This is a genomic window from Sinorhizobium sp. B11 (assembly GCA_039725955.1).
Lineage (GTDB): Bacteria > Pseudomonadota > Alphaproteobacteria > Rhizobiales > Rhizobiaceae > Rhizobium.
The window spans coordinates 3,637,637-3,656,566 of record CP091034.1 but is presented as its reverse complement, the minus strand read 5'-3'; the positions used below and the strand labels follow the sequence as shown (position 1 = coordinate 3,656,566).

20 protein-coding genes are annotated in these 18,930 nt (G+C 61.1%); 8 read left to right on the top strand and 12 right to left on the bottom strand.

What is annotated here, in order from left to right:
• Nucleotides 1-18: 18 nt before the first annotated feature.
• The 3 genes from LVY75_28200 to LVY75_28190 form a co-directional block, all read right to left on the bottom strand.
• Nucleotides 19-990, bottom strand: a complete 972-nt coding sequence (locus LVY75_28200; protein XAZ22661.1) for a D-2-hydroxyacid dehydrogenase family protein — start codon at nucleotides 988-990, stop codon at nucleotides 19-21.
• Between the two features lie 107 nt (nucleotides 991-1,097).
• Nucleotides 1,098-2,294, bottom strand: coding sequence for a LysR family transcriptional regulator (locus LVY75_28195; GenBank protein ID XAZ22660.1), 1,197 nt, complete (start codon nucleotides 2,292-2,294; stop codon nucleotides 1,098-1,100).
• Nucleotides 2,295-2,327: 33 nt separating this feature from the next.
• Nucleotides 2,328-3,248 carry a methylenetetrahydrofolate reductase gene (locus LVY75_28190; protein XAZ22659.1) on the bottom strand — a complete coding sequence of 307 codons (921 nt, stop codon included), beginning with the start codon at nucleotides 3,246-3,248 and terminating at the stop codon, nucleotides 2,328-2,330.
• A gap of 338 nt (nucleotides 3,249-3,586) precedes the next feature.
• Between LVY75_28190 and LVY75_28185 the strand changes: the two genes are divergently transcribed.
• From LVY75_28185 to LVY75_28165, 5 genes are read left to right on the top strand one after another with little or no spacing between them, the layout of a single operon-like run.
• Nucleotides 3,587-4,546 carry a VOC family protein gene (locus LVY75_28185; protein ID XAZ22658.1) on the top strand — a complete coding sequence of 320 codons (960 nt, stop codon included), beginning with the start codon at nucleotides 3,587-3,589 and terminating at the stop codon, nucleotides 4,544-4,546.
• A 3-nt stretch (nucleotides 4,547-4,549) separates the two neighbouring features.
• The gene (locus LVY75_28180) at nucleotides 4,550-5,278 is read left to right on the top strand and encodes a PIG-L family deacetylase (protein XAZ22657.1); all 729 of its coding nucleotides are present in this window, start codon (nucleotides 4,550-4,552) and stop codon (nucleotides 5,276-5,278) included.
• Nucleotides 5,278-5,949 (top strand): 4-carboxy-4-hydroxy-2-oxoadipate aldolase/oxaloacetate decarboxylase, encoded by a 672-nt coding sequence (locus LVY75_28175; protein ID XAZ22656.1) that lies wholly within the window; start codon nucleotides 5,278-5,280, stop codon nucleotides 5,947-5,949. The genes LVY75_28180 and LVY75_28175 overlap by 1 nt, the downstream gene beginning before the upstream one ends.
• A complete protein-coding gene (locus LVY75_28170; protein XAZ22655.1) occupies nucleotides 5,942-7,000 on the top strand; it encodes a 4-oxalomesaconate tautomerase in 1,059 nt (352 codons plus the stop codon). Before LVY75_28175 ends, LVY75_28170 begins: the two co-directional genes overlap by 8 nt.
• A gap of 51 nt (nucleotides 7,001-7,051) precedes the next feature.
• Nucleotides 7,052-7,918, top strand: coding sequence for a DUF1932 domain-containing protein (locus tag LVY75_28165; protein ID XAZ22654.1), 867 nt, complete (start codon nucleotides 7,052-7,054; stop codon nucleotides 7,916-7,918).
• Between the two features lie 152 nt (nucleotides 7,919-8,070).
• Here the strand turns inward: LVY75_28165 and LVY75_28160 are convergent, their stop codons facing one another.
• From LVY75_28160 to LVY75_28145, 4 genes are read right to left on the bottom strand one after another with little or no spacing between them, the layout of a single operon-like run.
• A complete protein-coding gene (locus LVY75_28160) occupies nucleotides 8,071-8,397 on the bottom strand; it encodes a YciI family protein (protein ID XAZ22653.1) in 327 nt (108 codons plus the stop codon).
• Nucleotides 8,397-9,239, bottom strand: a complete 843-nt coding sequence (locus LVY75_28155) for a protocatechuate 3,4-dioxygenase (GenBank protein XAZ22652.1) — start codon at nucleotides 9,237-9,239, stop codon at nucleotides 8,397-8,399. The genes LVY75_28160 and LVY75_28155 overlap by 1 nt, the downstream gene beginning before the upstream one ends.
• Nucleotides 9,232-9,585 carry an extradiol ring-cleavage dioxygenase gene (locus LVY75_28150; GenBank protein XAZ22651.1) on the bottom strand — a complete coding sequence of 118 codons (354 nt, stop codon included), beginning with the start codon at nucleotides 9,583-9,585 and terminating at the stop codon, nucleotides 9,232-9,234. The genes LVY75_28155 and LVY75_28150 overlap by 8 nt, the downstream gene beginning before the upstream one ends.
• A complete protein-coding gene (locus LVY75_28145) occupies nucleotides 9,578-10,288 on the bottom strand; it encodes an alpha/beta hydrolase (protein ID XAZ22650.1) in 711 nt (236 codons plus the stop codon). The genes LVY75_28150 and LVY75_28145 overlap by 8 nt, the downstream gene beginning before the upstream one ends.
• Before the next feature lie 199 nt (nucleotides 10,289-10,487).
• Between LVY75_28145 and LVY75_28140 the strand changes: the two genes are divergently transcribed.
• The 3 genes from LVY75_28140 (at nucleotide 10,488) to murA (ending at nucleotide 14,308) form a co-directional block, all read left to right on the top strand.
• The gene (locus LVY75_28140) at nucleotides 10,488-11,222 is read left to right on the top strand and encodes a GntR family transcriptional regulator (protein XAZ22649.1); all 735 of its coding nucleotides are present in this window, start codon (nucleotides 10,488-10,490) and stop codon (nucleotides 11,220-11,222) included.
• A 156-nt stretch (nucleotides 11,223-11,378) separates the two neighbouring features.
• The gene (locus LVY75_28135; GenBank protein XAZ22648.1) at nucleotides 11,379-12,791 is read left to right on the top strand and encodes an aminomethyltransferase family protein; all 1,413 of its coding nucleotides are present in this window, start codon (nucleotides 11,379-11,381) and stop codon (nucleotides 12,789-12,791) included.
• A 203-nt stretch (nucleotides 12,792-12,994) separates the two neighbouring features.
• Nucleotides 12,995-14,308: a UDP-N-acetylglucosamine 1-carboxyvinyltransferase gene (gene murA, locus LVY75_28130; GenBank protein XAZ22647.1), complete on the top strand. Its 1,314-nt coding sequence runs from the start codon at nucleotides 12,995-12,997 to the stop codon at nucleotides 14,306-14,308.
• Between the two features lie 2 nt (nucleotides 14,309-14,310).
• On the opposite strand, the gene LVY75_28125 is transcribed toward murA, so the two are convergent.
• Genes LVY75_28125 through LVY75_28105 form a run of 5 tightly spaced genes read right to left on the bottom strand, consistent with a single transcriptional unit; the run spans nucleotide 14,311 to nucleotide 18,876 of the window.
• Entirely contained in the window at nucleotides 14,311-15,009 is a 699-nt protein-coding gene (locus LVY75_28125; protein XAZ22646.1) for an ABC transporter ATP-binding protein, read from the bottom strand.
• Nucleotides 15,009-15,755 (bottom strand): ABC transporter ATP-binding protein, encoded by a 747-nt coding sequence (locus LVY75_28120; protein ID XAZ22645.1) that lies wholly within the window; start codon nucleotides 15,753-15,755, stop codon nucleotides 15,009-15,011. Before LVY75_28120 ends, LVY75_28125 begins: the two co-directional genes overlap by 1 nt.
• A complete protein-coding gene (locus LVY75_28115) occupies nucleotides 15,752-16,789 on the bottom strand; it encodes a branched-chain amino acid ABC transporter permease (protein XAZ22644.1) in 1,038 nt (345 codons plus the stop codon). Before LVY75_28115 ends, LVY75_28120 begins: the two co-directional genes overlap by 4 nt.
• Nucleotides 16,786-17,646 (bottom strand): branched-chain amino acid ABC transporter permease, encoded by an 861-nt coding sequence (locus LVY75_28110; GenBank protein ID XAZ22643.1) that lies wholly within the window; start codon nucleotides 17,644-17,646, stop codon nucleotides 16,786-16,788. Before LVY75_28110 ends, LVY75_28115 begins: the two co-directional genes overlap by 4 nt.
• 54 nt (nucleotides 17,647-17,700) lie before the next feature.
• Nucleotides 17,701-18,876 (bottom strand): ABC transporter substrate-binding protein, encoded by a 1,176-nt coding sequence (locus LVY75_28105; protein ID XAZ22642.1) that lies wholly within the window; start codon nucleotides 18,874-18,876, stop codon nucleotides 17,701-17,703.
• Nucleotides 18,877-18,930 lie beyond the last annotated feature (54 nt).

The following is an 18,930-nucleotide window of genomic DNA, read 5'->3' as shown; positions in this document are numbered from 1 at the left end:
TGCAAAGCGGGGAGCCCCTCAATGCTCTGCATTGAGGACACGCAATGGCTTTCCGTCGATCCAGCCTGCGATATCCTCCACCGCGTCCCCATAGAAAATGCGATAGGTTTCTTCCGTCACATAGCCGAGATGCGGGGTTGCCACGACATTGGCGAGCCGCCGAAAGGCGTGATTTGTGGGCAGCGGCTCCGCGTCGAAAACATCGAGGCCGGCGCCGCCGAGATGGCCGCTTTCCAGTGCTGCTATCAGTGATTGCTCGTCGACAAGCGGCCCTCGGGATGTGTTGAGGAGGATGGCGCCCGGCTTCATCAGGCTGAGCTCGCGCTTGCCGATGATGCCTGTCGTTTCCGCATTCAGGGTCAGATGCAACGAGGCGATATCGGCGGCGCGCAGCAATTCGTCGAGGGTAGCGGCATAGCCGATGCCCAGTTCGGCACTGTTCTCCGGCGTGTTGGAGCGCGACCAGCCGATAACGTTCATGCCGAAAGCGCGGCCGTAAGCAGCAACCTGCTGGCCGAGCTTGCCAAGACCGGCGACGCCGAGCGTCAGGCCCCTGAGGTCGCGCCCGACCGACAGTTGCCATGGGTCCTTTGCTGCGCGGAAATTGGCGACTTCCGAGGGGATATGGCGAACCATCGCCATCAGCAGCGCCCAAGTGAGTTCCGCGGCCGAACCGACGAAGCCGCCTGTACCGGCAACGGTGATGCCGAGACGGGCGGCAGCGGCCATGTCGATCGAGGCGTTGGCCATGCCGGTCGTGATCAGCAGTTTGAGCTTCGGCAGGCGGCCAAGGCGTTCGGCATCAAAGACGGTGCGCTCCCGCATGGCGACGATGATCTCGTAGTCTGCGAGCCGGGCAATGAGGGCGTCTGTGTCTGCGACACCGTCGTTGAAACAGTCGATCTCGACCTTCGCCTCGATGCTGCTCCAGTTGGCCATGGACAGGGCGACGCGCTGATAATCATCGAGAATGGCGCAGCGTAAAAGCATTCGAAGAACTCCATGAAACATCGTTACTGGCTGTCCCGGCCAGAGAACCATTACCGCATATTCCGAGAACATGGGGGCCGCTCGCGCAATCGTGAAAGACGTTTGGGCTAGATGAGTTCTGCCGAATGTTTTCTGAGCAGAGAAAGAAATTCCGCCTGGAGAGCGGTCGGCAGCCAATGGCGGCGTAACGTGACGCCGACGGGACGGCGGGAACCGGACAGCGGATGGTCCACCGTCGCGAGGAAGCCTGCCTCCAACTCATAACGGATCTGGTGGCGTGAGAGCAGGGCGAGGTGATCGGATTTCAGGAGCACGCCCCTGATGGCATTGAGCGAGCCGGTCTCGACGCTCTGGCGGGCGGGTTTGTCCTTCGGGAAGGTTGCTGCCATTGCGTTGAATGTTTCGCGCGAAGGCGTATCGCGGCGGGCGACGACCCAGGGGTAGTCAGCGAGATCGTCAGGGGTGATCCCGCGATGCCGCGTCAGCGGATGGTCGGCGCGCCCGACGATGCTGAGTTCGAAATCGAAGAGCGGTTCCTGATGCAGGGTTTTCGAGACGAGGTTTTTGCGCAGCGCACCGACAAGGATATCGACGCGACCTCGCTCGAGATCGTCTATCAGCACCGCGTAGCTGCCCTCCACGATTTCGAAGCGCGCGAGCGGATGGCGGTTGGCAAGATGCGCGATTACGTCAGGCACCAGGAAGGTTCGGGTCAGCGGCAGGGTACCGATCGAAATACGGCCGGCATAGTGATTGTGGGCCTCCTGGAGTTCGTCGCGCAGGCTTTCGAATTCAGCTAGCGCCAGGCTGAACCAGCGAGCGGCGGAAAGTCCTGCAACCGTCAAGCGGACGTTGCGACCGAAATTTTCGAAGAGGGCAATGCCGATAACGGCTTCGGCCTCGCGCGCCGCGCGCTGCACGGCCGGCTCCGATTGTTCCAGCATGCGCGCTGCGGCGCTGAAGCTGCCGTGCTCGGCAAAGGAAGTGATGGCGTACAGGTGCGGCCATGTCAGACGCGCCTCGGTGATGTCGATTGCCGCTTTCGCGGTCGATATGCATGCCTGGCGGATAAGGTCGCAGAGGCGGCGGAACCGCGGCAGGACGATCTTTCCTTCCGCCGACAGTGCCATGGTATCGCGTTCGATCAGGGTCGCGTCCAGAAGCTCTTCCAACCGCCGCAGGGCCTGAGACGCCGCCGGCTGGGTGATGCCAAGGGCGCTCGCGGCCGATGTCAGCGAGCTGGTCTCTGCGCAAGCAGTGAAGAGCCTGATGTGGCGGAGGTTCGGATGGATCGGCTTCGACATGGCTCTTCCTGAAAGCCCGCAGCCCGGGCCGCGTCAGGGTAGCGCGATAGGAGTTTCGGCGGAACGGTGTTTGTTCATCCAGTCAGCCGCCACCTGGATGCCGCCGAGTGGGAAGATGTGCAGTTGACTGATAAGGCTTTCAGGCCTTCTTGCCTTGTAATCGGCAAAGGCGGCGACAAGATCGGTCGGTTCATAGGGGAGCAGCAGCTTGCTCATGTCCATGGCGCGCTTCTGCAGCACCTTCATGGAGGGGCCGATGCCGCAGGAGATGGCGTATTTGATCAGCGTCTGCAGCCTGGCAGGACCGGCAATGCCGACATGGATGGGCATGGTGACGCCGGCTGCCTGGATGCGTTCGGCCCAGTCGATGACAGGCTGAGGATCGAAGGTGAATTGAGTGGTGATAGCAAGCCTGGCGTCGGTTCGGGAAGCGAGATCCTGCTTCCAGCGCAGTGCCCGATCGGCCATGGCAGTTGATCCGTTCGGATCGACATCGCGGCTGCCTTCCGGATGACCGGCAAAATGCAGATGGGTGAAGCCGTGATGGTCGAAAAGCCCGGTCTCGACCAATTGCATGGAACTGTGAAAATCGCCGACAGGCGTGGCCCTGCCGCCACCGAGCAGGAGAGCCTGGCGAACATCGGCTTCGCTGCGATATCGTTCCAGCCAGTCCGCCAATGTGCTGACATCACGAATGCTGCGCGCCGGCAGATGCGGCATGACCGGAAAGCCCTGTCGGTTCAGCCGTCTTGCTGTGGCCACCATATCCTCGATCGGGGTGCCGTCGAGGTGAGCGATATAGACGCGAGTCCCGGCCGGCAGGAGTTCGCGAAAATCGTCAACCTTGGCGGCCGTGCGTGGCATGACCTCGATCGACCAACCCGCGATCATGTCTGCGAATTCCGGCTCCGGAGTAAGCTCCCTGGATTTGCCGGTAAAATTCAACAAAGCCATTCCATCGCTCCCTTTCGGCGTCCTCCACGCCTTTCAAAATGTATACATAATGAATTCTATTTCAATCACTGTGAGTCGATTTGATATGAAAACACGATAAATTCGTCACGACCTCAGTCAGAAAGTATGCATTCTCTGGAATGGAATCGCTCCTGTCAGATTAGCTCCGTATCGATCTGTAACCTCAGCTTATGACCCGTCAGCAGAACGAAATTGCCCGCCGCTGCCAACCTTCCTAGTGTCTTCAACGACAGGTGAGCGTGGAGGCATCCGCCTGCGAGGAGGTTTGTCATGAGATTTTTGAAAGCCGACGAAGCCGTCGCTTGGGGTTTTGGCCCATGACCGAGCCTTGCTTCGATGTCGCTCATCTCGGGCATGTTGAGCTCTACAGCGACCGCTTCGACGAAAGCCTCGATTTCTTCACGCGGGTCTACGGGTTGACGCCGAGCCTGATCGAAGACGGCGTCGCCTATCTGCGCGCTTTCGACGATTACGAATTCCATACGCTGAAGCTCGTGCGCCATCACACAACGGGTGTCGGTCATGTCGGCTATCGCGCCTCGTCTCCGGAAGCCCTGGAGCGGCGAGTGAAAGTGATCGAGGAGATGGGCTGCGGCATCGGCTGGGTGGAGGGCGATGCCGGACATGGCCGCGCCTATCGCTTCACCGATCCGGACGGTCATGTTTTCGAGCTCTACTACGACACGCATGTCTACGAGGCCCCTGACGGGGAGCGTCCGGCGCTGAAGAATATTGCCCAGCGCTATCATGGGCGTGGCGCCAGCCCACGCCGGCTCGACCATCTGAACCTGCTTGCAAGCGATGTCAGGGCGATCCGTGATTTCATGACCAGGGCACTCGGCAGCCGTGTGACGGAGCAGATCCAGCTCGACAATGGACGGCTTGGCGGCTGCTGGTTCACTGTCAACAACAAGACCTATGATATCGCCTATTCCGAGGACCATACCGGGGCGAGGGGGCGGTTTCACCACGTTACCTACGCCGTCGATCAGCGCGAGGACATTCTGCGCGCGGCAGATATCTTCCTCGAAAACGGCGTCCACATTGAAACCGGCCCGCACAAGCATGCAATCCAGGGCACCTTCTTCCTCTATGTCTGGGAGCCGGCGGGCAATCGCGTCGAGCTCGCCAATGCCGGGGCGCGACTGATCCTGAGGCCCGACTGGCCGACCGTCACCTGGACGGAGACCGAGCGCAAGAAGGGCCAGGCCTGGGGCCTGAAGACGATCGAGACATTTCACACGCATGGCACGCCCCCCGTGGCGAGGAAGGACTAGTTCATGGCGAAGACGGCCTTGGTCATCAGCGCGCATTCGGCGGATTTCGTCTGGCGATGCGGCGGTGCTATCGCGCTGCATCAGGAAAAGGGCTACGAGGTCACCGTTCTCTGCCTGTCCTATGGCGAACGCGGCGAGAGCGCCAAGCTCTGGAAGCATGCCGGGATGACGCTGGAGAAGGTGAAGGCGGCTCGGCGTGTCGAGGCCGAGAATGCCGCCAAGGCGCTCGGCGTGCACGACATCCAGTTCTTCGATCTCGGCGACTATCCGCTGGTCGTCGATCAGGAGGCAAAGTTCCGGCTGGTCGATGTTATCCGTGCCGTGCAGCCGGAATTCATGCTCAGCCATTCCAAGTGGGATCCCTACAATACCGACCATATGTACGCGACGCAGGTGGCGCTCGAGGCGCGGATGATCGCGCAGGCCTGGGGCCATAATCCCGGCGAGAAGGTCCTCGGCGCGCCGCAGCTCTATCTCTTCGAGCCACATCAGACCGAGCAGATGGAATGGAAACCCGACGTCTTCCTCGATATTTCGGCGGTCTGGGAGAAGAAGTGGGCGGCGATCCAGTGCATGGAGGGGCAGGAGCACCTCTGGCACTATTACAAGAATGTCGCCGAAAACCGCGGCAACCATTTCATGCGCAATTCCGGAGGCCAGTCGGGCGGTCGCAAGGCGACGCATGCGGAAGGCTTCCAGTCAGTCTTTCCGCGAACGGTGGACGAGCTCTGATGGGTGTCGTTGTTCAGAATGTTCAGCGGGCGGAACAATCCGTCATCGATCGCCTCGCTGCCTGCGGCGTGGCGACGGTTCACGAGGCGCAGGGCCGCAAGGGCCTGCTCGCAAGCTACATGCGACCGATCTATCCGGGCGCGAGGATTGCCGCGAGCGCGGTGACCATTTCTGCTCCACCGGGCGACAACTGGATGCTCCATGTTGCGATCGAGCAGATCAGAGCGGGCGATCTCCTGCTACTTGCGCCGACCAGCCCCTGCGAGGACGGCTATTTCGGCGATCTCCTGGCGACCTCGGCCATGGCGCGAGGCTGCCGCGGGCTCATCATCGACGCCGGGGTGCGTGACGTCGCGGATCTCAAGGCGATGAATTTTCCGGTCTGGTCGAAGGCGATCTTTGCGCAGGGCACCGTCAAGGAGACGCTGGGCTCGGTCAATGTACCCGTCGTCTGTGCCGGAGCGCTCGTCAATCCGGGCGATGTGATCGTCGCCGACGATGACGGCGTCTGCGTGGTGCGGCGGGAGGAGGCGGCCGACATTGCTGACAAGGCGGAACAGCGGCTCGCGGCGGAAGAGGAGAAGCGCCGGCGGCTGGCCGCAGGCGAGCTCGGGCTCGATATCTACAGGATGCGCGAACGGCTGGCGGAGAAGGGGCTGAAATATGTCTAGGCCCAGCGCTGGGGAAGGCGTGCGCTGCATGTGGATGCGCGGCGGAACCTCCAAGGGCGGCTATTTCCTGGCGGAAGATCTGCCTGAGGATCGTGACGGATTTCTGCTGCGGGTCATGGGCTCGCCCGATCCGCGGCAGATCGACGGCATGGGTGGAGCCGATCCGCTGACCTCAAAGATCGCGGTCGTCAAGCGATCCGAGCGGCCCGGCGTCGATATCGACTATCTCTTCCTGCAGGTCTTTGTTGATGAGCCTATCGTCACCGATGCGCAGAACTGCGGCAACATCCTTGCCGGTGTCGGCCCCTTTGCCATCGAGCGCGGTCTGATCGAGGCCCGGGACGGGCAGACCGAAGTGCGTATCTTCATGGAAAACACCGGACAGATCGCCACCGCGAAGATTGCCACGCCGGATCGGCGGGTGACCTATGCGGGGTATGCGCGCATCGATGGCGTGCCAGGCACGGCCGCGGCGGTGCCGATCACCTTTGCGGATACGGCGGGCTCGAGCTGCGGAGCCCTGTTGCCCACCGGCCGTGTCGTTGACGTTATCGAGGGCATCGAATGCACGTTGATCGACAACGGCATGCCCTGTGTCGTCATGCTGGCCAGTGATCTCGGTATCGACGGGACAGAAACGCCTGACGTGCTCGAAGCCAATGGAGACCTCAAATCGAAGCTGGAGGCGATCCGGCTACGGGCGGGGCCGATGATGAATCTCGGCGATGTCGCGAAGAAATCGCTGCCGAAGATGACAATGGTTTCGCGCGCAAGGGCCGGGGGTGCGATCTCGACGCGCACCTTCATTCCGCATCGCTGCCATGATGCGATCGGCGTGCTCGGTGCCGTCAGCGTTGCGACAGCCTGCCTTCTGCCTGAAGGGCCGGCGGCGCAACTGGCTGTCGTGCCTGATGGCGACGAGAAACTGATCTCGGTCGAACATCCGACCGGAGAAATGAGCGTGATCGCGACGATCAGGAGCGGCGCCGTGAGCAATGCCGCAGTGCTGCGCACCGCCCGCAAGCTCTTCGACGGATTTGTCTTTGCGTGATTGCGGCAGCGTCTCGTCGCGGCGTGGTCCTTCGCAAAATAGGAGACTGAGATGAGGATCGGGTTTCTGGGCTATGGCGAAGCAGCAAGAGCCTTTCATGAAGGGTTGAGCCGGCCGGGTTTGAATTTCATCGCTTATGATATCCTTCTCGCCTCAGGGGACGAAGCTATACGCGAGGCGATGCGCGCTCGTGGCGCCGAGATTTCCGAGGGCATCGCGGGACTTTCGGAAGCGGATTGGGTGTTCAGCGCTGTGACCGCCGACCAGAGCCTGCTTGCCGTCGAACCGCTCCTGCCACATCTGCGGCAGGGGCAGGTGATGATTGATATCAATTCCGTTTCACCAGGCCGAAAGCGGGAGACGGCAGCCGCCGTGGAAGCCGCAGGCGGCGATTATCTCGACATGGCTGTCATGGCGCCGGTCCATCCGCGCAAACACCAGACGCCCGTTTTACTTGCCGGTGCTCCTGCTGAGAGGTTGCTGCCGGAGCTTCTGGCCCTTGGGTTTTCTGCCGAGATTGCGGGGCCGGCAGCTGGTGCTGCGACAGCAATCAAGATGGTGCGCTCGCTATTCGTCAAGGGATTGGAGGCGATCACAGTCGAGGCCTTGCTCGCGGCGAAGGCGTCAGGTTGCTACGAAGAAATCCTTTCATCTCTTTCCGGTTCTTTCCCTGGCCTCAACTGGCCGCAATTTGCCGAATATCAGATGGAGCGCACGACGCGACATGGGCGCCGGCGGGCGGCAGAGATGCGCGAAAGCGCTGCGACGCTCGATGCGCTTGGGCTTCGTGGCGGGTTGGCGATGGAGATTGCCGAGGTGCAGGAACGCATCGGAGCGTGCGGTCTCGGGCAGACTGGCGGGCTGGAAGAAACTGTCGGACGTGTGCTGGAATTGCGGCGGAAGCCCCAGAAGGGGTGAGCAATCGGTTCGGGACCGCATAGCGCGGATGAGGGGGCCTTAGCGCACAAGCGACCGTCACTCTCGTTTCGATCGTTCCCTACCTTGCTTTGCCAGCCCCCTCATCTGCCCCTCTCCGGGGCACCTCCTCCCGCTGGTGCGGAACTCGAATTCTATGTCCTTGGTGTCATCGGATCGCTGATGCGCCCGGCCTGGAATGTCGCCGGCAATGGCGTAAGTTCGATCTTTGCCACAATGCCTGCCTTGTTGAAAGGGTCGCCTTCAGCAAAGGCTTTTGCTTCGGCAAGGCCTGCCGTCTCCAGTATGCCGAAATTGCCGATAGAAGCTCCATTGTCATCGTGCAAGGCAGAGCCGATCAGCACCACCGCGAGGCCTTCGCCACCGGATTGGACCCAGGCGCGATGGGCCGCGCGCTGCAGGTCGCGGGCGGTATCCTGCCCTTGATGATGCAGGCAGCGCATGAGGAAAAAGACCGGCATCAGGCGGCGTTTTCCAGCACGACCATGCCGGCGCCGGTCATGGAGGCCGGCGCGTGATAGTGCTTGTGGATGAGATTGACCTGCTCGTTCATGGCGGCGCGCATGACCAGCCACATGATGAGTTCGGCGCCTTCGGAACCGAATTGCTCGACATAATCCTCGCGGCTCATGGCGCGGTAAGGTTCCGGGTTGGCGGCGATACCGTCAAGCCAGGCGCGGTCAGCCGCCTGGTTTATGAAGCCGGCACGCGCGCCCTGCAGCTGATGCGACAGGCCGCCCGTGCCGAGAATGACAACACGCTCGTCGCCAGGCCAGCTTTCGATCGCCTCACGCAGCACCTTGCCCATCTCCCAGCAGCGCTGCGGTGTGGGGATCGGATACTGGATGGTGTTCACCCAGATCGGCAGAACCTTGACCGGCCAGCGCTCCGGTCGGCCGAAGAACAGTTCCATGGGTACCTGCAAGCCGTGATCGACCTCGATCTCGCGGCAGACCAGCGGATCGAAATGGCGCTCGACCAGCCTGTCGACAAAATGCCAGGAGAAATCGGCGGCACCGTCGAAGGCGGGGATGGGGCGTGGCCCCCAGCCTTCGTCGACCGGCTGATAGGTTTCCGCTACGCCCACTGCGAAAGTCGGCACGCGGTCGAGGAAGAAGCTGTTGCCGTGGTCGTTGAAGATCACGACGGCGATATCGGGTTTTGCCTCACGCATCCATTGCTGGCCGGCTTCATAGCCATCGAAGAAGGGCTTCCAGTCCGGGGTGTCGCGCAGACCCTTGTCCAGGGCGGCGCCGATCGATGGGACGTGGCTCGTCCCAAGGCCACCTATAATCCTAGCCATGTCTTTTCTTTCCCAGCCTTTCGTAGAGAAAATCCTCATGCGACATGCCGGCCTGGGCGGCGCCGATCTGAGTGATCGGCGTCGGGTCGACAGCGGCGATCTTCAGGATGAAGAACAGGTTACCGCCAAGGCGGACCATCTCGTGCCAGTCTCGGCTTTTAACGGCGGCCTTTTCTTCGTTGTTCAGGCCGAAGCGGGTGAGATAGGCATCCTCATCCGCCTTGAAGGCATCGCGGTTTTCCGCCTGGCCGAGCGCCATAGCCATCTTGTTGAGGCGGTAGCCGCGGATCGAGCCGGCGCGGTCGAAAAGCGGCGTATCGGGAATGGTCCCGCTATTCTCAGGCATGAATTCCTCCAAATCTGCGCGTCAGCCAGCTGGTGATTGCGGACGTCACCTCGGCCGGGCGCTCCACGGGGCCGAAATGGCCAGCATCTTCGATGATGACGAGTTCTGCATCGGGTGCTGCTTCGGCGATTTCCTGATGCTGGGTAATCGGGCTCCAGCCATCCTGACGCGCAGCAATGAGCAGGATGGGACAGCCGAGTTCGGCTATATAGGTGCTGGCGTTCGGCCGATTGATAAGCGCTCGAATCTGTCGCTCATGGACATCAGCGCCGGCCCTTAACACCATGGTGCGCAGATGGCTGATCAAGCCGACATCTGACAGTCGGCCAGGGTGGAGCATGGGCGGCAGCCATTGATCCGCCAGTTCATCCATGCTGCGATGACCAAGATCGATCATTTGCTGGCGTTTGATTTCCTCGCCATCGCGTTTCGGATGGTGGCCGGTATTGGCAAGGACCAGTCCGCGAATGCGATCCGGTGCCATACGAGCCATTTCCATGGCGACGCGTCCGCCCATGGAATGGCCGACCGCAATCAAATCGCCTTCAGTGGCGGCGAGAACATTTTCTGCCATGCCCGATATCGAGGAAGCACGCGAAACATCCGCCGCGTGCACGGGCATGCGGTGCCCGACGGCATCGGCAAGCGGCGCCCAGACAATGCTGTCGGACACGAGCCCCGGAATGAGCGCGAGCGTTGCCATCGATTTTCCTCCCGCAAATCAGACATCATAAATGTATACATTGTGTCAAGAGATGGGAGTGGATCGACTTTCATAAACGCCAATTTGGCGAAGAGACTTTGGTATGATGCATACAATTATGTGTTAGGATGCCGGCTCAGGGTGGGGTTTTGTATGCGTTCCGGCTGCTATATACATTTAGCCGGGATTGGAGGCGCCGATGAAGCAGAGTGAAGCCGCAACACATGGCCGTCGCGCCGTTATCGAGTTGCGGGAAAAGATTTTGAGCGGCGAGTTGCAGGGCGGCACGCGCCTCTTCGAAGTGCCGCTGGCGGAGGCGCTCGATATTTCACGCACTCCCGTGCGGGAGGCCATGTCCCGGCTGACGGAGGAGGGGCTGCTCGATCGCCTGCCAAATGGTGGCTTTGTCGTCCGCCGTTTCGGTTTTGCCGATGTGGTCGATTCCATAGAAGTGCGCGGTGTCATGGAAGGCATGGCGGCAAGGCTCGCTGCGGAACGCGGCGCCGCACCCGATGCGCTCGAAGATATCAGGCAGACGGTGCTGAAGCTCGACGCCTGTTTCGGCGAGCAGCTCGACGATGTCGATTTCGATGCCTATTCCGACCTGAACGAAAAATTCCACCATCAGCTTGCAGCGCTTGCCGGCAGCGAGATCATCAGGCGTGAGGTGGAGCGGGCAAGTTCGCTGCCTTTTGCCTCGCCCTCGGCGTTCCTGCCGGACAAAGCTGATATCACCGCCTTCCGTCGTTCGCTGCGCTCCGCCCAGGACCAGCACAGGGCGCTCGTCAGCGCGATCGAAGCGCGCGAAGGCAGCCGCGCGGAAGCGATCGCCAGGGAGCATGCCCGTACGGCGCGGCGCAATCTTGAATACATTCTGGCGGAAGACCCAACACTGATCGAACAGATCAGGGGACTCGCGCTGATTCATCGGTAATTTCAGATAACTCCCGGTTCTGAAGGGCGGCCTGTGGCCGCCTTTTTTCATTTTCGGAGCATTGGCCTGGGCGTTGTCGGGACAAAATAGGCTTGCAATCTGATCGCATTGGGCATTTCATGTATACATTATCGCATGCCAATGGGAGGACATCAGGTGGCGAGATCGAACCTATCCGAAGTTTTGAAGTCGGCTGGCAATACGGTGGAGTTGCTGCGCAATTCCAAGGTCGGCATGTATGTATACCCGGTCGTGGCGGCCGAGTTCTCCAACTGGCGTTCGGAGCAGGCCGCGTGGCGCAACTCCGCCGTCCTCTTCGATCAGTCGCACCATATGGACGAGTTGACGGTCGAAGGCCCTGACGCGGAGAAGTTCCTCGCCTATCACGGCGTCAACTCCTTCTCGAATTTCGATACGAACCGCGCCAAGCATTTCGTACCGGTCACGCCGGCCGGTCATGTCATCGGCGACCAGATCATCTTCCGCGAACGCGATGATAAGTTCATCCTCGTCGGCCGCTCGCCGACCTCCAACTGGCTGATGTTCTGCGCTGCTTACGGCAAGTGGAACGTGCGGCTCAAATACGATCCGCGCTCGCCCTCGCGCCCGGAAGGCGAACGGGTGTTGCGTACGCATTATCGCTATCAGATCCAGGGACCGGATGCCCCAAAGATCTTCGAGAAGATGAATGGCGGACCGATTCCCGACATCAAGTTCTTCCATGTCGACAAGATCAAGGTCGGCTCGAAGACCGTGAATGCGCTGCGCCACGGCATGTCCGGTGCGCCGGGCCTGGAAATCTGGGGTCCCTACGAGGACAAGGCCTATATCCACTCGGTCATCCTGGAATCGGCAAAGGCGGCGGGTGTTGATCTCGTACGCTGCGGCAGCCGCGCCTATTCCACCAATACGCTGGAATCCGGCTGGATCCCGTCGCCACTGCCCGGCATCTATACGGGTGACGGCATGCTGGCTGCCTATCGCGACTGGCTCGGCGCCGACAGCTACGAGGCAACTGGCGCCATCGGCGGAAGCTTCGTTACCAGCAATATCGAGGACTATTACGTCAATCCGTTCGAACTCGGCTACGACTTCTACATCGGCTGGAAGAAGGACGATTTCATCGGCAAGTCGGCACTGGAGAAAATGAAGGGCCAGACGGGCCGCAAGAAGGTGACCTTCGAGTGGAATGCCGAAGATGTCGTCAACGTCATCGCCTCGGCATTCCGTCCGGGTGAAGATCATTTCAAGTGGATCGATTTCCCTCAGCCGAATTATGCCTCGACCAGCGCCGACAAGATCATGCGCGACGGCAAGATGGTCGGCATGTCGATGTTCAATGGCTACAGCTACAACGAGCGTTGCATGCTCTCGCTCGGCATCGTTGATGCCGATGTTGAGGTTGGCGATGTGCTGACCCTCGTGTGGGGCGAACCCGACGGTGGCTCAGGCAAGACCTCGGTCGAACCGCACAAGCAGGCGGAAATCCGCGTGCGTGTTTCGCCCACTCCCTATTCCCGTGAAGCTCGCGAGAATTACGCCGACAGCTGGCGTAGCAAGAAGAGCTGAACTCTGACACCACCATCCACGGTGTTAACGACGGCGCCCGGGAGGGCGCCGTTTTTCATCGATTCGTCCTCGCGCATTGCCTCTAGCCGACCACGCATGGCAGCTGTTAGAACAGCCACTCTTCCCGATCGGCGATCACTCCGATGTCACAAAGACAACGCAGATATGCCTCCTGAAAATCGAATCGAACAAGGATGACAGTAGTGGCACAGGCCCAGCCGCATGAGCGAATTCAGTACATCGTCGAGGGCGGCCATCGCCTTGCCGGCGAGATCCAGCCGAGCGGCAACAAGAATGCCGCCTTGCCGATCATTGCCGCTTCGCTGCTGACCGACAAGCTCGTGTATCTGACCAACGTGCCGCGTATCCGCGACGTCGAAGCGCTGGTCGAGCTGATCCAGTCCGTCGGCGCCAAGGCGCGCTGGCTCGGCCGCAACGAACTCGAGATCGAGGCGAGCAATCTCAAGCCGGCCGATCTCGATCCGGCGTTGTGCGCCCGCATTCGCGCGTCCATCCTGCTTGCCGGCCCGATGCTGGCTCGTTGCGGCGAGATCACGTTGCCGCCGCCGGGTGGCGATGTCATCGGCCGCCGCCGCGTCGACACGCATTTCCTGGCACTTGAACAGCTCGGTGCCGAGATCAGCGTCAACGGTTCCTATAGTTTTCGCGCCAGGCACCTGCGAGGTGCGGATGTCTTCCTTGACGAACCGTCGGTCACTGCCACGGAAAATGCGCTCTGCGCGGCTGTGGCCGCCGAAGGCAAGACGATCCTGCGCAATTGCGCCTCCGAGCCGCATGTCCAGGATCTCGCCCATTTCCTCATTGCCATGGGTGCCAAGATCGAAGGTATCGGCACCAACACGATGATCATCCATGGCGGCCAGCCTCTCGGCGGTGCCTCACACCGCATCGGCCCTGACCATAACGAGATTGGCTCGCTGATCGGCCTTGCTGCAGTCACCGGTTCCGAGATCGTCATCCGCCGCGCAGGTGTGGAGCATCTGCGCTCGACGCTGATGACCTTCGAGAGGCTTGGCATCCGCTGCCGCATCGAGGGCGACGATCTTGTCGTGCCAGCGGGTCAGGAGATGAAGATCCAGCCGGATTTCGGCGGGCATATTCCGAAGATCGAGGATCAGCCCTGGCCGGCTTTCCCGGCCGATACCATGTCGATTGCCATCGTCACCGCCTCGCAGTGCGATGGCGTGGTGCTGATGTTCGAGAAGATGTTCGAAAGCCGGATGTTCTTCGTCGACAAGCTGATCACCATGGGCGCGCGTATCGTGCTTTGCGATCCGCACCGCGCGATCGTCGCCGGCCCGTCCAAGCTGCGCGCCGCACAGGTGGAAAGCCCCGACATTCGCGCCGGCATGGCGATGCTGATTGCTGCGATGTGCGCCGAAGGAACGAGCGTTATCAACAATGCCCAGCAGATCGAGCGCGGCTATGAGCGGATCGAGGAGCGGCTCAACGCGCTCGGCGCGCGCATTACCCGCGTGCCGCCGCGCGAAGCATAAAGCTAGACGCTTAGATGCGCTTCGAGGATTTCCGGTGAGGCGAGAAGTGCTTCGGATGTGTCGCGGTAGGTCACCGCGCCACGTTCGAGCACGATGACCTCATCCGTCAGCGGCAATACTTTGCGCGCCTTCTGCTCGACGATGATTGCCGACATGCCTTCGCCGGTGACGATGCGGCGAAGCGCTGCCAGCAGTTCATCGACGATGATCGGCGCGAGGCCCTCCAGCGGTTCATCGAGCAGCAGCACCTTCGGATTCAGCATCAGGGCGCGGGCGATGGCGAGCATTTGCTGCTCGCCTCCTGACAATTGGTTGCCGAGGTTGCGGCGACGTTCCTGCAGCCGCGGGAACATCTGGTAGATGCGGGCGACATTCCAGGCGCCGGGCCGCGCGCTCGCCGTCAGATTTTCTTCCACCGTCAGCGAACGGAAGATATTGCGCTCCTGCGGCACCCAGCCGATGCCGAGGGGAGCACGCTTTTCCGCGCGCAGCCGGGTGATGTCGCGCTGCTGCAGGTGGATGGAACCGGCGTGGTGGGTGGTGACGCCGATGATGGTGTTGAGCAGGGTCGTCTTGCCGGCGCCGTTGCGGCCGAGCAAGGCCAGAGAGCGGCCTTCCTCCAGCGTAAAATCGACCTTGGCAAGCACATGGGCTTCCCCATAACCGGCGATGAGGCGTTCGACCCGAAGCAATTCGGCCATCAGGCATCCTCCCCGAGATAGATGGCTTTGACCTGCGGGTCTTTGGAGATTTCGGCGACGGTGCCTTCGGCAAAGAGAGCACCGGCAGCGAGCACCGAAATACGGTCCGCGAAAGAAAAGACGAGATCCATGTCGTGTTCGATCAGCACGACCGTAACATTGGCGGGCAGTTCGCGGACGATGCCGAGAACCTCATGGCGCTCTTCTTCGGGAACGCCGGCGGCCGGCTCGTCGAGCAGCAGCACTTTCGGCCGCATCGCGATCGCAAGGGCGATCTCCAGCAGGCGCTGCTTGCCGTAGGGCAGGAGCGTCGTCGGCATGCCCATGACATCGACAAGGCGGAAGCGCTCCAGCAAGGCGGCTGCTTCATCGGCAACTTCGCGGTCTGCCGAAAGCGGCCGCCAGGCGAAGCGACCATGGCCCTTGCGCTCGCTGATCGCCAGCATGACGGAATCGAGCGGCGTGAAATCACCGAAAAGCTGGTTGATCTGGAAGGTGCGGGACAGGCCCTTGCCGACGCGGCGATAGGAGGAAACGCCGGTGATATCCTCGCCGGCAAGCAGGATCTCGCCGCTGTTCGGCGTCAGAACGCCAGTCAGCAGGTTGATGATCGTGGTCTTGCCAGCGCCGTTCGGGCCTATCAGGGCGTGGCGTGCGCCCTGGCGGATCTGCAGCGAGACATCGTTGGTGGCGACGAAGCCGCCGAAGCGTTTGACGAGATGACGGGTTTCGAGGGCAATCGTCATTTGCTCTCCTCCGCAATGGTATGCTGCATGTTTGCCCGTTGCCGGTTGCGCGCAGCACCGGGCAACAAGGTCTGCCAGCGGCTCAAACGCTCGCGGCCAACGAGAACAATGATGATCAGGACCAGGCCGATCCAGAACATCCAATATTGCGGCGTGATGACCGACAGCCAGTTGCGCAGGATGGAGAAGATGACGGCGCCGAAGACGCCGCCATAGAGATAACCGACGCCGCCGATGACAAGCACCAGCAACACCTCTGCAGAACGGTGGAAAGCGAGCACGTCGGGCGAGACGAAGCTGGTCGTCTGCGTCAGCAGCGCGCCCGCGACGCCGGCATAGGCAGCCGAGATCGTATAGACCGCGACGATGCGGCGGGTGGGCGAGATGCCGAGCATGGAGGCTCGGCGCTGGTTGCGCTTGATCGCCTTGAGAGACAGGCCAAAGGGCGAGTTGACGATACGCCGTGCAATGTAGGTCAGAACGACAAGCACAATCAGGCAGTAGATGTATCCAGTGCGGCCCCAGAGATCGAATTCGAAATAGCCCAGGATCGGGTTCAGCATCACGCCGCTCAGGCCGTCGGCGCCGCCGGTGAGCCAGGCGGCCTGGTTGACGAATTCGGCGAGTAGCATGGCGACGCCGAAAGTTGTCATGAGGCGGGTAAGGTCGGAGCCGCGCAGCACGAGGAAGCTCGTCAGCAAGCCGAAGAGGCCGCTGACGAGGGCGGCGGCCACCAGGCCGATGACGGGCTCACCTGAGATATAGATCGCAAACAGACCGGCGGCATAAGCGCCGAGGCCGAAGAAGGCGGTATGACCGAGCGAGACGATGCCGGCATAACCGAGGATGAGATCCAGAGAGACGGCGAAGAGCGCAAGAATGGCGATCTCCGTCAGGATCAGCATCTGCGACGGCAGCGTGAAGATCGCGGCGATGGCGACCAGCCAGAGAGCGAATTCCCAGATCTGCCAGCGGCCGGCGCGCTTCAGGAGTCCCATGGCCTTGCTGGAGGCGTTGCTGTGTTCGCCGCTCATCGGCCGCCCTCCCGGGAGAAGAGGCCATGGGGCCGGACGATCAGCACGAGGATCATCACGGCGTAGATGATGAAGGCGCCGAGCTGCGGCACGTAATATTTGCCGGCGACATCGGCAATGCCGAGCAGCAACGCGGCAATGAAGGGGCCTGTTATCGACGAGGTGCCGCCGACAGTGACAACGATCATGAAATAGATCAGGTACTTCAGCGGAAAGTTCGGGTCGAGACCCAGCAGTTCGGTGCCGAGCGCACCGCCGAGGCCGGCAAGGCCGGAGCCCAGCGCGAAGGTCAGCGCGAAGATTACGGAGACATTGATGCCCATGCCGCGTGCGACACGTCCGTCATCGACAGCGGCGCGAAGCTGGCTGCCGAAGCGGGTGCGGGTGAGCGCCAATTGCAGCGCGACTGTCAGCACCGCGCAGATGATGATGATGAAAAGCCGGTAGCGGCCGATATCGATACCGAGGAAGTCGAAGCGGCCGCTGAGTTCAGATGGCAGGTTTATAAGTTGCTGCTGCCCGCCCATGAAATAATCGATTGCCGATATCGCCATGAAGACGAGTCCGATCGAAAATAGCACCTGATCAAGATGTGAAGCCGAATAGAGGCGCCGGTACAGCAACCGTTCCAGCACGACGCCGACGAGTGCGGTGACGATGAAGGCGGCAGGCAGGCACCAATAAAAGGAAATGCCATAGCGGTTCATCATGATGACGGTGACGTAGCCACCAGCCATGGCAAAAGCGCCGTGCGCCAGATTGACGAAATTCATCAGACCTAGCGTGACCGACAATCCGCAGGCGAGAACAAAGAGAAGCATGCCATAGGCGATGCCGTCGAACAGGATTGTCAGCATGAGACCTCACTGCATGCAGGCGGCGGAATTGCTTCCGCCGCCTGTTCCCTGGGCTTACTTGGCAGCCGTATTCGGATCGTGGATCTTCGGATAGGTCGCGAACTCGACATTGTAGAGTTCGCCGTTCTTCTCCCTGACCTCGCGCATGTAGATATCCTGCACGATGTCGCGTGTATCAGGATCGATGGTGATGGGCCCGCGCGGGCTGACGAATTCCATACCCTTCATGGCATCGACGAGTTTGGTGCCATCCGTGTCACCGCCGGTCTTTTCGAGTGCAGCATAAGCGACATGCATGGCATCATAGCCGCCGACCGACATGAAGTTCGGGCGCATGTTCTTGTTGGCTTTGCGCACTTCGGCGACGAAAGCCTTGTTTTCCGGGCTGTCGTGATCGGTCGAATAGAAATGACCGGTGATGACGCCCTTGGCGGCCGGTCCCATACCATTCAGGAGATCGTCATCGGTGACGTCGCCGGTGGCGATCAGCTTGATGCCGGCATCGGCAAGGCCGCGATCGACGAACTGCTTCATGAAGATTGCGCCGACACCTGATGGCACGAAGACGAAGAGGGCATCCGGCTTGGCGTCGCGTACACGCTGAAGGAAGGGTGCAAAATCGGGGTTCTGCAGGGGAACGCGGAGTGCTTCGACAACCGTGCCGCCTTCTTTCTTGAACTGGTCGGTAAAGCCCTTCTCGATGTCGATGCCCGGACCGTAATCGGTCACCAGCGTGACGACCCGCTTGAGGTTGTTCTGGACTGCCCAGGTGGCGACAGGAACGGCGGATTGCGGACCGCCCATCGAGGTGCGCACGAAATAGGGCGACTGTTTCATGATCGCCGAGGTCGTGGCCGAGGTGATGATCGCCGGAACCTTTGCCTGGTTGAGAACCGGGGCGACACCCATGGCAAGCGGCGTCAAGCCGAAGCCGACGAGCATCTTGACGCCGTCATTGACGACGAGTTCCTGGGCGATGCGGCGGGTCTGGTCGGCCGTGCCTGCGTCGTCACGCAGCACGAGCTCGATCTTCTTGCCTGCAACCGTGTCGCCATTGATTGCCATGTATGCGCGCGCGCCGGCCTCGACCTGACGTCCGGTTGAGGCAAAAGGACCTGTCATCGGCAGGATCACGCCGATCTTCACCGTTTCCTGCGCAAATGCAGGCGCCCCAGCAAGCGTGGCGAGCGCCGCGCCTGCTATCAATAGTCTTCTTGAAAACGAAATCATGTATACTCCTCCCATTGTTGCGCATCATATCTCTCTCCCGGAGATATGCCGCGA

Excerpts from the sequence above, each read along its gene's own strand:
- LVY75_28200 (XAZ22661.1), bottom strand. The coding sequence starts at position 990 with ATGCTTTTACGCTGCGCCATTCTCGATGATTATCAGCGCGTCGCCCTG.
- LVY75_28195 (XAZ22660.1), bottom strand. The coding sequence starts at position 2,294 with ATGTCGAAGCCGATCCATCCGAACCTCCGCCACATCAGGCTCTTCACT.
- LVY75_28190 (XAZ22659.1), bottom strand. The coding sequence starts at position 3,248 with ATGGCTTTGTTGAATTTTACCGGCAAATCCAGGGAGCTTACTCCGGAG.
- LVY75_28185 (XAZ22658.1), top strand. The coding sequence starts at position 3,587 with ATGACCGAGCCTTGCTTCGATGTCGCTCATCTCGGGCATGTTGAGCTC.
- LVY75_28180 (XAZ22657.1), top strand. The coding sequence starts at position 4,550 with ATGGCGAAGACGGCCTTGGTCATCAGCGCGCATTCGGCGGATTTCGTC.
- LVY75_28175 (XAZ22656.1), top strand. The coding sequence starts at position 5,278 with ATGGGTGTCGTTGTTCAGAATGTTCAGCGGGCGGAACAATCCGTCATC.
- LVY75_28170 (XAZ22655.1), top strand. The coding sequence starts at position 5,942 with ATGTCTAGGCCCAGCGCTGGGGAAGGCGTGCGCTGCATGTGGATGCGC.
- LVY75_28165 (XAZ22654.1), top strand. The coding sequence starts at position 7,052 with ATGAGGATCGGGTTTCTGGGCTATGGCGAAGCAGCAAGAGCCTTTCAT.
- LVY75_28160 (XAZ22653.1), bottom strand. The coding sequence starts at position 8,397 with ATGCCGGTCTTTTTCCTCATGCGCTGCCTGCATCATCAAGGGCAGGAT.
- LVY75_28155 (XAZ22652.1), bottom strand. The coding sequence starts at position 9,239 with ATGGCTAGGATTATAGGTGGCCTTGGGACGAGCCACGTCCCATCGATC.
- LVY75_28150 (XAZ22651.1), bottom strand. The coding sequence starts at position 9,585 with ATGCCTGAGAATAGCGGGACCATTCCCGATACGCCGCTTTTCGACCGC.
- LVY75_28145 (XAZ22650.1), bottom strand. The coding sequence starts at position 10,288 with ATGGCAACGCTCGCGCTCATTCCGGGGCTCGTGTCCGACAGCATTGTC.
- LVY75_28140 (XAZ22649.1), top strand. The coding sequence starts at position 10,488 with ATGAAGCAGAGTGAAGCCGCAACACATGGCCGTCGCGCCGTTATCGAG.
- LVY75_28125 (XAZ22646.1), bottom strand. The coding sequence starts at position 15,009 with ATGGCCGAATTGCTTCGGGTCGAACGCCTCATCGCCGGTTATGGGGAA.
- LVY75_28120 (XAZ22645.1), bottom strand. The coding sequence starts at position 15,755 with ATGACGATTGCCCTCGAAACCCGTCATCTCGTCAAACGCTTCGGCGGC.
- LVY75_28115 (XAZ22644.1), bottom strand. The coding sequence starts at position 16,789 with ATGAGCGGCGAACACAGCAACGCCTCCAGCAAGGCCATGGGACTCCTG.
- LVY75_28110 (XAZ22643.1), bottom strand. The coding sequence starts at position 17,646 with ATGCTGACAATCCTGTTCGACGGCATCGCCTATGGCATGCTTCTCTTT.
- LVY75_28105 (XAZ22642.1), bottom strand. The coding sequence starts at position 18,876 with ATGATTTCGTTTTCAAGAAGACTATTGATAGCAGGCGCGGCGCTCGCC.